Annotated in this window: 10 protein-coding genes; 6 read left to right on the top strand and 4 right to left on the bottom strand. The window is 50.4% G+C overall.

The genetic code is table 11. From position 1 onward, the window contains the following. Window positions 1-5: 5 nt before the first annotated feature. Entirely contained in the window at window positions 6-3,131 is a 3,126-nt protein-coding gene (locus TH63_RS05290) for a SusC/RagA family TonB-linked outer membrane protein (RefSeq protein WP_048920030.1), read from the bottom strand. Between the two features lie 588 nt (window positions 3,132-3,719). Here TH63_RS05290 and TH63_RS05285 point away from each other — a divergent pair. The 6 genes from TH63_RS05285 to TH63_RS05260 all read left to right on the top strand — a co-directional run bounded on the left by TH63_RS05285 (window position 3,720) and on the right by TH63_RS05260 (window position 13,611). Then, window positions 3,720-4,772: a LacI family DNA-binding transcriptional regulator gene (locus TH63_RS05285; protein WP_048920029.1), complete on the top strand. Its 1,053-nt coding sequence runs from the start codon at window positions 3,720-3,722 to the stop codon at window positions 4,770-4,772. Window positions 4,773-4,934: 162 nt separating this feature from the next. Continuing rightward, complete coding sequence (locus tag TH63_RS05280) at window positions 4,935-7,100, top strand: alpha-glucuronidase family glycosyl hydrolase (protein WP_048920028.1); 2,166 nt, start codon at window positions 4,935-4,937, stop codon at window positions 7,098-7,100. Between the two features lie 21 nt (window positions 7,101-7,121). After that, a complete protein-coding gene (locus tag TH63_RS05275; protein WP_048920027.1) occupies window positions 7,122-7,880 on the top strand; it encodes an SDR family NAD(P)-dependent oxidoreductase in 759 nt (252 codons plus the stop codon). A gap of 173 nt (window positions 7,881-8,053) precedes the next feature. Next, window positions 8,054-9,181 (top strand): endo-1,4-beta-xylanase, encoded by a 1,128-nt coding sequence (locus tag TH63_RS05270; protein ID WP_053093738.1) that lies wholly within the window; start codon window positions 8,054-8,056, stop codon window positions 9,179-9,181. Between the two features lie 626 nt (window positions 9,182-9,807). Then, window positions 9,808-13,053, top strand: coding sequence for a S41 family peptidase (locus tag TH63_RS05265; RefSeq protein ID WP_048920026.1), 3,246 nt, complete (start codon window positions 9,808-9,810; stop codon window positions 13,051-13,053). A gap of 234 nt (window positions 13,054-13,287) precedes the next feature. Then, window positions 13,288-13,611 (top strand): hypothetical protein, encoded by a 324-nt coding sequence (locus TH63_RS05260; protein ID WP_048920025.1) that lies wholly within the window; start codon window positions 13,288-13,290, stop codon window positions 13,609-13,611. A gap of 269 nt (window positions 13,612-13,880) precedes the next feature. On the opposite strand, the gene TH63_RS05255 is transcribed toward TH63_RS05260, so the two are convergent. From TH63_RS05255 to TH63_RS05245, 3 genes are all read right to left on the bottom strand, one after another. Continuing rightward, window positions 13,881-14,315, bottom strand: a complete 435-nt coding sequence (locus TH63_RS05255; protein ID WP_048920024.1) for an ester cyclase — start codon at window positions 14,313-14,315, stop codon at window positions 13,881-13,883. Window positions 14,316-14,393: 78 nt separating this feature from the next. Continuing rightward, the gene (locus TH63_RS05250; RefSeq protein WP_048920023.1) at window positions 14,394-15,065 is read right to left on the bottom strand and encodes a hypothetical protein; all 672 of its coding nucleotides are present in this window, start codon (window positions 15,063-15,065) and stop codon (window positions 14,394-14,396) included. Between the two features lie 590 nt (window positions 15,066-15,655). After that, complete coding sequence (locus TH63_RS05245) at window positions 15,656-16,252, bottom strand: helix-turn-helix domain-containing protein (RefSeq protein WP_048920022.1); 597 nt, start codon at window positions 16,250-16,252, stop codon at window positions 15,656-15,658. Window positions 16,253-16,270: the final 18 nt, after the last annotated feature.

Raw genomic sequence — 16,270 nt, 5'->3', positions numbered from 1 at the left:
CTTAATTAAAAGGTAATATTTAAACCAACCAGGTAGTTGCGCGTTGCAGGTGCGTTTGTACCTAAAGTAAGCAGGCGTCTGCGGTAAGCAGTGGTCACGGCAGCATTCTCATCACCAAAGGAGTTAGTTTCAGGATCCATACCTGACTCTTTGTGGTAAGGCGAGAACATCACAAATGGGTTCTGGGCCGTGGCGTACACCCTTAATCTGCCAAAACCGGCGTTTTGCAGCCAGGCGTTGTTATCAAAGTTATAGCCAAGGGAAATAGTTCTGATTTTAAGGTAAGAGGCATCAAAATACCCCAGGGTGTTGCCGTACTTAGGGTTATCACCACTTAGGTTACGGCCCGGTCTTGGGTACTTGGCGTCTGTGTTCTCAGGGGTCCAGTAGTCTACTTTCACGTTTCCGCGGCGGCCGCTCATCATGTTAAGGTAGCCAGAAGAACCGTAAAGCGTACTGATTAGGATACCACCGTTCTGGAAGGCACCCACTGCGCTCAGGTCAAACCCTTTAAAGGAAACCCTGGTGTTAAAGCCGCCCTGGAACTTAGGATTTACGTCCATGATTTGGCGGTCATTTGGCCCGATGGCTCTTACTGGTGTACCATCTGCGTTAAAGCCTCCGGTGTATTTCACCTTTATAGAACCTACAATCTGCTCATCTGTACCTGGCTCCAGAAGCTTGCGGTTAGCATCATCTGCTTGCCATAAGCCAATTTTCTCGTAGTCATAAATCACGTTAATAGGGTGACCTACAAACCACCAGTTGGCTTCATCTCTCTCCTGCCCGCCGGCAAGCGCTACCAGTTCATTGCGGTTGGCATACATGTTCACGCCGGCTTCCCAGGTCCAGCCATTGAGGTTTTCCAGGATGATACCATTCAAGGACAGTTCCACCCCTTTGTTCTGGGTTTTACCAATGTTGGCCACGTACCCGCCTACTCCAGAAGTTTGCGGCAAGCCCACTCTTAGCAAGATGTCATTGGTATTGGTCACATAATACTCCACAGTACCTGTCAGGCGGTGGTTTAAAAGACCGAAGTCCAACCCGTAGTTCCAGGTCTCAGAGAACTCCCAGCCCAAATTTGGGTTAGGCAGCTCGGTTACATATAAGCCGGTAGCGTAGGTGTCCGGACCGAAGTTGTATGGTCTGGTGCTTAAGCGGCCCAGCGTGGCATAAGGGTCAATGGATTGGTTAGAGGTTTGACCGTAACCTGCACGCAGCTTCAACATGTCAATCGCCTTCAGGTTCTCCATGAATGATTCTCTGGCAATGTTCCAACCCACAGAAACTGCCGGATAGGTATGCCATTTCTTACCAGGTGCAAGCCTTGAAGATCCGTCTGACCGTACCGTAGCGGTTATCATATAGCGGTCATCATAAGAATACATCGCACGTCCCATCCAGGACATCAAGCCGCTTTGGGCGTACTGCTGGTCTCCAGGACTTACCGTGATCTCACCGGCTGCCAACCCAAGGTTATAGAATTGGAATGCATCTGAAGGGATATCTCTGGCGGCCATGCGCGATCTATGGAAGGTGTTTTCTGAGGCAGAATACAATCCAACCACATTCACCATATGCTTCTGGGCAAAGGTGCGGTCATAGGTCAACAGGTTCTCAATCGTCCAGTCAGTGGTGAGCGAGTTGCTAACAGACGCGGTAGAGGGAGTGGTAGCGGTAGCGCTGCCTATTCCCTGGGCGGTAAACCCACCGCCATGGCTCTGCCGATAGTTTAAGCCAAGGTTGGCACGATACTTCAAACCTTCTACTCTCGGTATTTTTACCTCTCCGTAAAGGTTGTTGTACGTACCAAAAGCTCTGGTCTGGCTTAACCAACTTTCGCTCAAATCTTCCACAATTTCTCTGTTGTAAGACCATTGCTCATCCAAAGGCATTCTAATGGTTCTCTTCCAGGTACCGTCTGCGTTATAAGGGTTGGCAATGGGTGACATGCTCAATACCCCGTATAAGCCCACGTTGGAACCTTCGGTGATGTTGTAGTTATTATAAGTGGTAAAACCAAAACGCAGGTTTTTACCTACAGCCTGGTCCAAAGCACCACGCATAGAATAACGCGTGTATTGCTGGGTTGGGATTACCCCTTCTTCTTTGTAATACCCAGCGTTGAAGTTATAACTCCCCTGCTCGGTGCCGCCAGAAACCCCCAGGTCATGGTTCATCTGAATGCCGGTTTTGTATAACAGATCCTGCCAATCGGTGTTGACATCATCAGACTCATCCAGGGCGTTTGTATAAATACCGGCTGCCTTGCGGAGCGCGGCAAACTCAGGACCGTTCATCATGGGGTATTTGGCAAAAACTGACTTCGCGCCAACAAAGCTATTGTAGGTTACTTGGGCTTTCTGCCCTTGCTTGCCCCGGTTGGTAGTTACCAGAATAACCCCGTTTGCGCCGCGCGATCCGTAAATGGCGGTGGCCGAAGCGTCTTTCAGGATATCAATGCTGGTAATGTCATTTGGGTTGATGTCCCCAATGGAACCAGCAAACGGAATACCGTCCAGCACGACCAGCGGGTCATTGCTGGCGTTTAGGGAACGGGCACCCCTAATCCTGATTTGCATGGTGGCGCCTGGCTGTGAGGAAGATTGTGAAAACTGCACACCTGGCAGACGTCCCTGCAAGGCTTGGGAGATGTTGGCGGAAGGAACCTCCCGCAAGACATCTCCCTTTATGGAAGATACTGATCCAGTAACCGCTTCTGCACTCTGGGTACCGTAACCTACTACCACCACTTCACCCAGGGTCTGCTGGTCGGCCTGGAGTTTCACATCAATAGACGTGCGGTTATTAATGGCTACCTCCTGGGTCAAATACCCAATATAAGAGAAGACCAGCGTACCCGTGGCAGCCGGCACCTTAAGAGCGTAATTCCCTTCTACGTCTGTAGGGGAAGCCGTAGACGTGCCTTTCAGCATCACGGTTACCCCTGGCAGCCCTACCCCGGCGTTGTCGGTTACCTTACCAGAAATGGTTACGGCATCAGACTGGGCATTCGCCTGCACGCCCACCAGGAAAGCAAACACCAGCAGCAAAGCCAGCTTGAGGATTTCAGACCCCTTCCGGAGCGAAATCATGGATCTAGGATTCTGGGTAATATTACCTTTCATAAAATGTTAATTTTTTTGAAGTGAATTGTGCTAGTATGGGTAAGAACGTATGAGAAAATTGGTAATTCCAGGATTGGGTGACCTACTTACCTTCTGCGAACCCCTGCTCTTCCAGGGAAAACCCTGTTAAAACAAAAGGCCACCGTATGTCTTTTCTAAAGCCCTACCCCTCTAAGAAAAGGGGCTTGCCACTATCAGGGACGCATTAGCAGAGGAGGGACTAAGCCTCGTGTGCTCTATGTGGCCTTACAAACTTGAATATTATTTTTCAGGATTACAACCGATTTCATAAATAATTTTCAATAATCCTTCCTAACAACCGTCTGTATTTCAAATTTTAACAAAATGGCTCTCGACAGTGCTTTCTTATAGCTGGGGCCTTTTATTTACAAATTCGCATCTTAAGCCTTTATATGGCCATTTTTCCCTCGTTTTCTTAACTAAATAGACCTGAATTGATATTTTTAAAAATAACCTAAACCTTGAGAATGCTAACTTGGAGGAACAAATACCTAATTTTTAACGCAGTATTTGATTGGTTTTTATGAAACCGATTTCATATATTTGTTTTCAAACGAATCAAGTGGCATGGAAAAAGATATCACCATATATGACATTGCCCGGGAACTGAATTTATCGCCTACCACTATTAGCAGGGCGTTAAATGACCATCCGGCCGTCAACAAAAAGACCAAGCAGCGCATCTCAGATGCTGCGGCGCAGATGGGCTACCGGTCTAACTTCTTTGCCAGCAACCTCAGAAAGCAACACACCAACACCATAGGTTTGATTGTTCCCAGACTGGACAGTCCCTTCCACTCGGCGGTGATCTCTGGTATAGAAAAGGTCTTGAATGAGGAAGGATACAACCTGATCATAAGCCAGTCGCTGGAAACCTTTCAAAAAGAAAAAAGCAATGCCAAAACCATGTTTGACAGCCGGGTAGACGGCCTGCTGGTTTCGCTTTCCTTTGAAACAGAAGACCTGCAGCATTTTGAGCCTTTCATTAACCGCGGCATACCGGTGGTTTTCTATGACAGGGTGGCTGAGCACCGCAACTGCACTAACATTGTAATTGACAACCTTCAGGCAGCCCATAAAGCCACCTCGCACTTAATTGAACAGGGCTGCACCAACATTGTGCACATAACCGGCAACTTGAAACGCAACGTGTACGCAGACCGCCTGAAAGGCTTTAAATACGCCCTTCTGGACCATGGCCTGCCTTTCTCTGAAGACCAAGTGATTCTGGGCGAAATGACCGAAGCAGCAGGGCAGAAAGCGGCCAGCCAGATTCTGGCCATGTCGCCCCGCCCAGACGGGATCTTCGTTTCCAATGACACCTGCGCCGTGAGTTGCATTAAAGCCCTTAAACAGGCCGGCCTTTCCGTGCCCCAGGACATTGCCGTCATCGGGTTTAACAATGACGCCATATCAAGGGTGATAGAGCCAAACCTGACCACCATCACCAACCCCGGCCAGGAAATGGGCGAGGTGGCCGTAAAAGTTCTGCTGCTGCAGATAAACGGCACCGGCGAAAGAATTCCTGGCAATACCATTAACCTTAGGTCTGAGCTGATCGTGCGGGAGTCTTCTTTGAAGAGTAAAGCTAAGAGCAAGAAAAAGTCTGTCTTAGCCTAGGCTATTTCCAGACCCTAACTGCCCTCACTTGAAGTGGCAATAGCACTAAGGGCAAGTTTCTGTTTCGGGCCTGTTTTTGGTAAAACAGGCCCAAAACGCTCGCCAACCAAACCTTACCCACCAACCACCCAAAACCACCTCTCCCACCTTTTATCTGATCTCATGGACAAAAAGCCGGTTTATCTTTCCCTCTTGATTCTTTGCCTGCTGTTTACCTTTTCTTCTGTTAAAGCCGAAGACGGCTACCAGCTCTGGCAGCGCTACAACCAGGTGACAAACAAAGGCCAACTAAAGCAGTACCAGCAACTGCTGGAAGAAGTAGTGGTACAAGGCAACTCCCCCACCCTGCAGATAGTCAAAGATGAATTACAGACGGGGTTAGGCGGGCTGCTGGGAAAAACCACGGCGGTAAAAGAATCGGGGGGTAAGAAAAACGTGCTGCTGGCAGGCACCCGCAATGGGTCGGCGCTGGTAAAAGCGCTGGGCCTGGAGGAAGACCTGAAAGCGGTGGGCCCCGAAGGTTATCTGCTGCTCAGCCAAAAAGCCAACGGCAAGAACTACACCGTCATTGCCGCCAACTCAGACCTGGGGGTATTATACGGCACCTTTCATTTCCTGCGCCTGCTGCAAACCCAGCAAGACATTCAGCGGCTGGCCGTTAAAAGCAGCCCTAAAACCAAGCTTCGTATCCTTAACCACTGGGACAACCTGGACCGCACCGTGGAACGTGGCTACGCCGGCTTCTCGCTCTGGGATTGGCACAAACTCCCAGATTACATTGACCAGCGCTACCTGGACTACGCCCGCGCCAATGCCTCCATTGGCATAAACGGCACCGTGCTAACCAACGTGAACGCCAATTCACTGGTGCTCACGCCCGAGTACCTCAAGAAAGTGACGGCCCTGGCCAACGCCTTCCGGCCCTACGGGTTAAAAGTTTACCTCACCGCCCGCTTCAGCTCCCCTATTGAGATTGGTAAACTGAAAACCGCCGACCCCCTGGACCCTGCCGTAAAGGCCTGGTGGCAGAAAAAGGTGGAGGAGATTTACCAATACATTCCAGATTTTGGGGGCTTTCTGGTGAAGGCCAACTCTGAGGGGCAACCCGGCCCGCAGAACTACGGCCGCACCCACGCAGATGGCGCCAACATGCTGGCAGATGCCCTCTCCCCCAAGGGCGGCATTGTGATGTGGCGGGCCTTTGTGTATGACAACAACGTGCCAGATGACCGCGCCAAGCAAGCCTATTCAGAATTCAAACCCCTGGACGGCACCTTCCGGAAGAACGTGATGGTGCAGGTGAAAAACGGGGCCATTGACTTTCAGCCGCGCGAACCGTTTCACCCACTCTTCGGGGCCATGCCCAAAACCCCGCTGGTGATGGAGTTCCAGATCACGCAGGAATACCTGGGCCAAGGCACCCACCTGGCGTATCTGGCCCCCATGTTCAAGGAAACCCTGGAGTCAGATACCTATGCCCAGGGCAAGGGCTCTACGGTAGCCAAAGTGGTAGACGGCAGCCTGAACGGGCATTCCCTTTCGGCCATGGCCGGCGTGGCCAACATTGGTACAGACCGCAACTGGACCAGCCACCCGTTTGGGCAGGCTAACTGGTACACCTTCGGCCGCCTGGCCTGGGACCATTCCCTTTCCTCAGAGCAGATCGCCGATGAATGGATAAGGATGACGTTTTCCAACGAGCCCAAGCTTATCTCAGAGGTAAAAAACATGATGATGGGCTCCCGCGAGGCCGTGGTCAATTACATGACGCCGCTGGGCCTGCACCACATCATGGGGTGGAGCCACCACTACGGCCCGGGTCCCTGGATCAAAGACAAGCCCCGCGCCGACTGGACCTCGGTGTACTTTCACAGGGCAGATGAAAAAGGACTGGGCTTTAACCGCACCAAAACCGGCAGCAACGCCTTGGCACAATACGCCCCAGAGGTACAGGCGCAGTGGCAGGATCCCGCCACCTGCCCAGAGAAATACCTACTGTGGTTCCACCACGTGGCCTGGGACCAGAAACTGGCCTCCGGAAGAACCCTCTGGGATGAGCTCTGCTATAAGTACACCGCGGGCATAGATTCCGTGAAAGCCATGCAGCAGACCTGGGCCGGACTGGCCAGCCAGGTAGACCCGGAAAGGCACAAGCAGGTAAGCACCTTTTTAAAGATACAGCATGATGACGCCAAATGGTGGCGCGATGCCTGCCTGCTGTATTTCCAGACGTTTTCCAAAAAACCCATTCCTGCGGGACTGGAGAAGCCCGAGCATACCCTGGAGTATTACCAGAAACTGGACCCTAAGTTTGTCCCGGGCATTTAACCTTTCACCCCATAATACCCTATGAACCAAGCTAGTAACCCCCTTTCCAAAACTGCCATTGTCACCGGCGGTGCCTCCGGGCTGGGCCTTGCCATTGTAGAGAAGTTTATCCAGCACAATATCAAAACCATAGTGATTGGCCGCGATGAGCAGAAACTCAAAACCGTAAAGGAGAAATTCGGGGACCTTTGTATCCCGGTGGCCTTTGACCTGACTAACCTGAGCCAGATCCCGGCCCTGGTGCAGGACCTGGTGCAGCAGCACGGCAAGATTGACATCCTGGTGAACAACGCCGGCATCAATCAGAAAAAGCCCTTTGTAGAGGTAACCGACGAGGACTTCCAGAACATTCTGCTCACTAACCTGACCGCCGTGTTTGCCATTAGCCGCGAGGTAGTCAAAACCATGCTCCCTTACGGCGAAGGCAACATAGTGAACATCAGTTCCATGGCGGCCCAGTACGGTCTTCCGAAAGTGATTGCCTACAGCGCGGCCAAAACCGGTATTGAGGGCATGACTCGCGCCATGGCCACTGAATTGTCGCCGCTGGGAATACGGGTTAACTGCGTGGCACCCGGGTTTATTGCCACCGATATGTCGGCCAAAGCCCTGGACAATGACCCTGAGCGCAAAAACAAAGTGCTGGGCCGCACGCCCATGGGTAAACTGGGCGTACCCGCCGATGTGGCCGACGCCGTGTATTTCTACGCCACCGAAGGCGCAAGATATGTGACCGGCACGGTACTCCCCGTGGACGGCGGTAATTCGATTGGGTTTTAAGCCACAGTTATAAGGCTAAGACTCCTTTCTGTTTCGGGCCTGTTTTTTCAGAAACAGGCCTGAAACAGAAAGGGAAACGGCTTCCGCAAAAAGTTTAGCATCCTTCTCTTTCTTTTATGCCAACGTTGGCATATATTGCCTAACCTTCTTTAAGCAGATCAGAAACGTAGTCTATGAGAAAGAACAGAATCATATTTGCCGCCGGAATTGCCTTCGCAACGCTGGGTTGCGTATCCGGAACGGTAAACCAGGGAGAGCCTTCCTTAAAGGAGGTGTTCAAAAAAGACTTCTACGTGGGAGCGGCCCTCAATTACCCCCAAGCCAGCGGCAAAGACCCCAAGGCAGAGGCCATCATCGCGAAGCATTTCAGCACCATTACCCCAGAGAACCTGCTCAAATGGGCCAACGTGCACCCCAAGCCCGACACTTACAATTTCAAACCCGCCGATGATTTCGTGGCCCTGGGCAAGAAGTACAAGCAGTTTATAGTGGGCCATACCCTCACCTGGCACCAGCAAACCCCTAACTGGGTGTTTGAATCTGAGCCCGGTAAACCAGCCTCCAAAGAGCAGCTTCTTCAACGTCAGACGGACCACATCATGGCAGTGGCCGGCCGGTACAAAGGCCAGATCAACGGCTGGGATGTGGTGAACGAAGCCCTGAACGATGACGGCACCATGCGCCAAAGCAAATGGTACCAGATTGCCGGCGAGGAGTTTCTGACCAATGCCTACAAAACCGCCCAAAAAGCAGATCCCAAAGCCGAACTGTACTACAATGACTATAACCTTTGGAAGCCTGCCAAGGCCGATGGCGCCGTTAAACTGGTGAAAAGCCTGCAAGCCAAAGGCCTAAAAGTTACCGGTATAGGCATGCAAGGCCACTACGGCTTAGAGTCGCCTTCCATCCAACAGATAGAGGAAAGCATCATCAAGTTTTCCAAATTGGGTAAGGTCATGTTCACCGAACTGGACATTGACGTGCTGCCCAACCCCAGCAATCGCCAAGGCGCCGACATTGACGCCACCTTTGCCTTCGACAATAAATATAATGTCTATACCAATGGCCTACCGGAAGAAGTGCAGCAGAAATTGACCAAACGCTACGCCGACCTTTTCGCATTGTTCCACAAGCACCGCGACAAGATTACCCGGGTCACCTTCTGGGGCGTCACCGACAAAGATTCCTGGCTAAACGATTGGCCCATCAAAGGCCGCACCAGCTATCCCATGATCTTTGACAGAAACTACCAGGCCAAACCCGCCCTGCAAGCCATTGTGCAGGCAGTGCAGAAGAAGTAACCCAATCCTTTGACCGGTGCCCCTGCTTAAGGCTGTTTTCTAAAAGCGGCTCAAGGCAGGGGCACCGGTGCGTTTACTGGAATGGATTTGGTTTGCACCTGTTTTGGAGAAAACGGGCTGGAAAAGGAATTGATCTGCAGGAGTAGTCATCCCCCTACCCCTTCAAAGGGGGACGAAATGCGTGGAAGCTATTTTGGTTGTTGGCCCCTTGGAACACTAACAACGGCGGGGTATTGAGAATAGAGGCTGAAATACAATACTGTGCACTTCCGGATTTGTAATCCCGAAGCTTCGAAAGGGGGATTTGCAATCCCCAACTGTGACACCTTTGAATGACAAGATAGGAAGGCCATTATCTTTCTTCTATGGCGCGGATTAAGTTCCGTGCCTTTTGAATATCGAACGGGTGGCGTTGTCCAGAACGTGTTCTACTATGTACCCCCTTCGCCCCTCAAAAGTAGAGTCTGCGGGTAGTAAACGGTATTGCGTTTTAGGCCTGTTTTCAAGGAAACGGGCCTAAAACAGATAGTTCACTGTCTGCCTTTTCTGAAAAGAAATCTGGAAACTGGCAACGGCTTTCTAATTACCGGCCTGCTCCGTAACTTAAGGCCAATTTCAAACTAACTATGTTCAAAAAACTACTTTATACAGGAGCTTTGCTGGCTTGCGCTGCAGGGGCAGCCAGCGCTCAGAATGCGCCTTCCTGGCTGCGGTATCCGTCTATTTCTCCTGACGGGCAGACCATTGTCTTCACCTACAAAGGCGACCTGTACCGGGTGCCTTCCGCGGGAGGAGCCGCCGTAGCTCTCACGGCCCATGAGGCCCATGATTTCATGCCGGTATGGAGCCCAGACGGTAAGACTCTGGTGTTCGCGTCTGACCGCTACGGCAACTTTGATCTGTTCCAGATGCCGGCCACAGGCGGCGAGGCCCAACGCATGACCTTCCACTCCAGCAACGAGTTACCCTATGACATTGCCCCGGACGGGAAGACGGTCTATTTCGGGTCAGCCCGGCTTGATGCGGCCAGTAACCGCCAGTACCCTGCGTTTTACCAGCCCGAACTGTACAAGGTAGCCCTGAGCGGTGGACGTGTGCAGCAGGTACTCACCACTCCCGCTGAGGAAGTGCAACTGAGTCCAGACGGCCAAAGCCTGATTTACCAGGACAAGAAAGGTGGCGAGAACCAGTGGCGCAAACACCACGTTTCTTCCGTGGCCCGCGACCTCTGGAAACTGGACCTTAAAAGCGGCAAGCATACCCAACTCACCAACTACGCCGGCGAAGACCGCACTCCCGTGTATGCCGACAATGGCAAGACTATTTATTACCTGAGTGAGGCCAGCGGCACATTCAATGTACACCGCATGGCGGCAGATCAGCCCTCCGCGGCCGGTACGCAGGTCACCAAATTCACCAAGCACCCGGTGCGTTTCTTAACGGCGGCCAACAACGGCTTGCTGTGCTTCAGCTTTGACGGCGAGCTTTACACCAAGGCTCCCAACGGTGAGCCGCAGAAAGTGAACCTCACCATTGCCGCCGATGCCAAAACCAACAACGAGCGCATTGTACCTGTGGCCGGAACCGGCGTACAGGACCTGGCCGTGTCGCCTAACGGCAAAGAGATCGCCTTCATCTACAGAGGCGAAGTGTTTGTCTCGGCGGTAGAAGGCACCGCTACCAAGCGCATCACCAACACCCCGGAGCAGGAGCGCAACGTGAGTTTCTCGCCAGACGGCAAGTCGTTGCTGTACGCCAGCGAGCGCGGCAAAGGCTGGAAGATCATGCAGGCCCAGATGGAACGCAAGGAAGAGCCTTATTTCTATGCCTCCACGCTAGTAAAAGAGACCGCCCTTATTGACAACGGCAAAGACAATTACCAGCCGCAATTCTCGCCAGACGGCAAAGAGGTGGCTTTTGTGGAAGACCGCATCATCCTTAAGGTCTATAACCTGGCCAGCAAACAGGTTCGGGCCTTGTTGACAACCAATGAATTGTTCTCCATGCGCGAGAACGACCAGTACTTTACCTGGAGCCCAGACAGCAAGTGGCTTTCATTTGAGTTCTCTGAGCCAGGGTTCGCCAACGGCGAGGTAGGCATAATCGCCGTTGACGGAAAAGGCAAGAAAATCAACCTCACGGAGAGCGGCTACCAGGATTCTCAGCCCCAGTGGATGATGGGCGGCAAAATGCTTATCTGGCACAGCACCCGCGAGGGAATGCGCGCCCAGGCCAACAGCGGCGGGTCGCAGTCAGATATCTACGCCATGTTCCTGACCCAGGAGGCGTTTGACAAGTTCAGGCTGAGCAAGGAAGACTACGCCCTTATCAAGGAGGCCGATGAGAAAGCCGTCAAAGAAAAGGAAAAACAAAAGGAGAAAGACAAAGACAAAAAGAAGAAGGAAGAGCCTGTCTCTCTGCCAATTGACTGGGAAGGCCTGAAAACCCGCAAGGCCCGCCTGACGCTGCACTCCTCTACCCTCTCAGACGCGCTAGTGTCAAAAGACGGCGAGACCCTGTATTACCTGGCCAAGTTTGAGAAAGGCTTCAACCTCTGGAGCACCAACCTGCGCACCAAGGAAACCAAGATGGCCGTGACGCTTAACGCTAATCGCGCCAGCATGGATTGGGACAAAGACCTGAAGAACATTTTCCTGCTGGCCGACGGTAAGGTGATCAAGCTGGACCCTGCCGCCAACAAACAGGAAGCTGTGGCCATCAGTGGCGACATGAACCTGAACGTGGCTGCTGAGCGGGCCTTCATGCTGGACCACGTGTGGCGCCGCACACAGAAAACCTTCTACACCGCCGGTTTCCACGGCGCCAACTGGGAGGCCCTCCGTCCGGACTATGACCGGTACCTGCCGCACATCAGCAACAACTATGAGTTCTCTGAGCTCCTGAGCGAATTGTTGGGTGAATTGAACGTGTCGCACTCCGGCTCCAGCTACTCTAACGTTCCCACCAACGCAGACGCTACGGCCTCTCTGGGTATCTTCTTTGACCAGACCCACACCGGCAACGGCATGAAGATAGATGAGGTGATTCTGGAAGGTCCGTTACAGAAGGCAGGCCTGAACGTGAAGCCTGGTATGGTGATTGAGAAAATTGACGGCGAGGCCCTAACACCTGAAAAAGACTACGCGCAGTTTTTAAACCGCAAAGCCGGCAAGAACACGCTGCTCACCATCTATGATCCTGCCACCAAAAAACGGAGAGACCTTACCATTAAACCAATTTCCAGCGGCGAAGAAAATACCCTGCTCTACAAGCGCTGGGTGCGCCGCAATGCTGAGGAGGTAGACCGCTTGAGCAACGGCCAACTAGGCTACGTGCACATACCCAGCATGAATGACCCAAGTTACCGTACCGTGTATGAAGAAGTGATGGGCAAGTACGCCAACCGCAAAGGCATGGTAGTAGACTCCCGCAACAACGGCGGCGGGGACCTGGTAGCGGACCTGGCCATGTTCCTGAGCGGAAAAATGTTCCTGAACTATACCACAGACAACCGCTCCACAGGCATTGAACCCTCTTTTAGGTGGACCAAGCCCAGCATTGCCCTGGCCAACGAAGCCAACTACTCAGACGGCCACTGCTTCGCGTTCAGTTACTCAGACCTGAAGCTGGGTAAACTGGTGGGTATGCCCGTACCGGGCACCTGTACTTTTGCCGGCTGGGAGTCCTTGCAGGACAACAGCGTACGCTGGGGCGTTCCGCCGCTGGGCGTGAAAGACGTGCAAGGCCGCTACCTGGAAAACCTGCAGACCGAACCAGACGTGAAAGTGCGCAATGAGTATGAATTGGTAGGCAAAGGCAAAGACCAGCAATTGGAGGTAGCCGTGCAAGAGCTCTTGAAAGAAGTAAAATAGATACAAGACGCACTACTCTTTACTGCAGATAATAAAAAAGGCCTGAGATATTCTCAGGCCTTTTCTATTATCTGGTATTGATGGAAATAATTCTTAAGACTTCAACCAGACTATATATAAATTAGTATAATTCAATATCTTACAGCAAACATTCCAAAAATTATGAGAAAACTTTTATCACTTCTATTATTGGTTATTTCTGTCATAGCATCGTCTTGTGAGGAGGATCCCGAAATGCACCAAGTCAAATATGAGTTTACCTCAGACAAGGCAGACCAATACAGGTTTAGTTACGCTGTTACCTCAAATGATGAAGCCACGGAAACCATAAACGGCACCACATGGTCTAAATCAGTCAGCATGCCAGCTGAGGAAGGTGTTGGTAACCCCACTATAGCCGCGGTTACGGTGTACCCACCAGCCACCTGGGTTAATACCCCTACTTCTGCCAAGATTAAGCTGGCCATTTATGTAGATGGCCAATTGGCTACCTCCACAGAGACCACGCTCTCCGGGAATCATTTTAATACGGGCATTAAGGAACTGGCATCTTTCTAAAGCTCCCTCGTTTTTAGCTTAATTCTGAGAAAACAGTCTAAAAACAGAAAAACCATTCCTAAATCTATAATTGCTAATAAACACTTTTAAATAGCGAAATAGCTACTCTAAAAGCTATACTTGAAATTAAAAAGCCGCTCATGTAGATGAGCGGCTTTTTAATTTCAAGTATATATTCTAAAAGGAGCTGGTGAACTTCCTACCTATATAAGAGATGCGTTAATCGCACACCAGGCGCTTACATTAAGGCACACAACTGCTTTCAAAACTTAGGTTAGCGGTAGCCCAATCTGGCGAGCCTGCGCGACATGGTCTCTTGCTCCCCATCTCTGCTGTATTTTACCATTAACAATCTTAAACCACTCCATCGCTACTATCTCATAAGACTTTCCAGTTGGTGCATGGCCCATAAATATACCTTTAAAGGTGCCACGCTCGGTGTACCTAACAGAAACAACATTACCCTCCGCTATTATCTCTTCAATGATTAATTGCATCCCCAATCCGTCTATTAACTGGCGCCATACAGTCACTGCCTTTTCCATCTGAGCCTTTCCAAACACACCCTGAATCTCTGCTTCTGGTGCAAAGAGTTTGACTAAAGCGTCAAGGTTACCTTGGTTAAAGGCGCTTGCGTATTGATGTACAATATCTTTATTCTGCTCTTGCAGACTGGTCTCCAGGACTATTCTTTCTTTTTCCATGGTTATATTTTTAGGTTATTAAAGACAGTAATCCTTTATTTCCTCTTCAAGTAAAGAAAGCATTGTATGGCCAGATTTTTAAGCCACCAATTGCTTAGCCACGGATGTTTCAGAGTCGGAAAGGTGCGTATGGTTCTTGTAGACGCCATAGGCCATCCAGAAGTAGGCCGCTCCCCACAGGAGGTTGGTAAAAAATTGCAGCGCCACACCAGGCAAAGGAATCATAGCAAAGCCTAGAAAAGCCAGCCAGCCTGACCATTTAGGTAATGCCCTAGACTTCCAGACAGCTAGCGCCATGACCGCCAAACCAAGCAAGGTGCTCATAAGCGATAGGCCCATGAAGTTTTGTAAGGCTCCACCCATGGTGACGTACTTAATAACTCCCGTCTGCCCCATCAGGAATAATTCACCGGCGGCAGGAAAAAGGAAATAGGCAATGGAAAAGACACCAATGCCCAGGAGTTGGTGAACCAGGGTTAGCAGCAGACCATAAAAAGCTAACCGTTCTGCTTTGGTGTTTTGGAGGTACAGGTATAAGCCAATGGTACCTATCATCTCCATGGTTACGCCCACAAAGCCACGCAGGGCCCAAATAGAATATTCCGGTGACGTTACCAATCTTGAAAACTCTTCAGGCCTTGAGGCGGCTTCCAAAATCACGTTTTCCTGCGGAATCAGGAGATCCCCAAAGGCAAATACAAACCCGGCCAACCCAATAGTGCCCAGGCAGATAATAATTCTATTTTCCATATTCTTGAGTTTAAGTGGTTATAAATAATTCTTAAAACACCCTGTTTATCAAGCTCTTACTAACTGATTCAAAGGTATAGGAGATGCGGGGGATATAATGTGCAGATCTTGCTGTCCAAACAAATGAGTGTATTGCCTAAGGGAGGCCCAAAAACAGAAAAGACCTTTGCAAAAAGGTCTTTCAATCAGGAATAGTGGAAGAAAAGAAACAGCACCCAGAAAGGCGGGTTGGGCTTACAGGAAGGGTTAAGTTAGAGGCGTGCTTATGTTTTGTATTTGATTTCTGAAAAAGAGGCAGGAAATGGCTTCATTGAAACGATAGCTTTTTGTAAAAAGCGGAACCAAAGCTAGATAAGTATAAATATAGCTAATGAACAGGTAGGTACCATTCAACAAACAGGTTGTCAAGAGAGGCCGGCGTGGGTAATTTGTAATACTTAAAATACGAAACGCTTTCCCTGTGTTTCAATTTCATTTCACAGAAAAGGTGTTCATTGACTAGTTTAGATATCTGTTCATATTCTGCCACTGGGCAACAGAACTTATACTTGGCAAACTTGCCAGCCGGCAGCGAGGAAACAAAGTTTTTACTAACCGATAAAGAAGAGGCTTTTTTTGCTTACAATGGCGGCATCATAACGGCAAACACTTTCAGGGCTGATGCTCTGGCAATCATAAAAAACGCTGTAAAAGGTACATTGCTCTGGTGCCAAGTACTGTTCTTCAAGAAAGGAGGCTACTTTATCCCATACTTTGTAAATGTCCCTGGAAAAATAGTTACCAATGCAAGGAAACAAAACCGCCTGTTGCTCCGGCAGTCGTACCACTTCGCACTTCAGGGACAGGTATCTTTCTGTGGTAATGCCAGCAGCGTGCAGCCTTTGGTTTTTCCTGAATACCCTGGGGCTTGCGCCTTTAATTTTCTTAAATATCCTGCTAAAGGCGCTATCGTTTTCATAGCCCACCAATAGCCTGATATCTGTAACAGATAAGCTTGTAAAACAGAGCAGGTAGGCTGCCGTCTGTACCCGTTGCCTAATGATGAAATTGCCAATAGGCTCCTCCAACTCTTCCTTTAACTTACGGTGAAGGTAGTAAGGCGAATACCCCGTCACACCAGCCAATTCCTCCAGAGTAATATTCTCTTCCAAGTGGTTGTTGATATAAGCTAAGGTTGCCTCCAGCATAATTTATCTAATTTAATC

This window comes from Rufibacter radiotolerans, assembly GCF_001078055.1.
Classification (GTDB): Bacteria; Bacteroidota; Bacteroidia; order Cytophagales; family Hymenobacteraceae; genus Nibribacter; species Nibribacter radiotolerans.
This window is presented reverse-complemented; position numbering and strand designations above follow the sequence as displayed.